Source organism: Nocardioides cremeus (assembly GCF_030518195.1).
GTDB lineage: Bacteria > Actinomycetota > Actinomycetes > Propionibacteriales > Nocardioidaceae > Nocardioides > Nocardioides cremeus.
In genome coordinates this window covers 1-211 of record NZ_JAULSC010000483.1, presented here as the reverse complement: position 1 = coordinate 211, position 211 = coordinate 1, and the positions used below count along the sequence as shown (strand labels likewise).

Sequence of the window (211 nt, the reverse complement as noted above, 5' to 3'; positions counted from 1 at the left end):
CACCGGCGTCGGTGAGCTTGTCGATGCGCTCGGAGATGAAGCGGGCCTCGTCGTGCTCGTCGTCGGCGACGTAGCCCACGATCCGCTCGCCCTCGCCGGCATCGGACCACAGCCGCGTGGGCTTGCGCCCGCGGGTGTTGCCGATCACGGCGTTGGCGGCGGTCAGGATGGTCTGGGTGGAGCGGTAGTTCTGCTCGAGCAGCACCGAGCT

At 69.7% G+C, this 211-nt stretch carries 1 protein-coding gene; it reads right to left on the bottom strand.

From position 1 onward, the window contains the following. Positions 1-211 (bottom strand): 3'-5' exonuclease (locus QWJ41_RS21815; protein WP_302710591.1); only part of this gene is annotated, 211 nt, incomplete at both ends.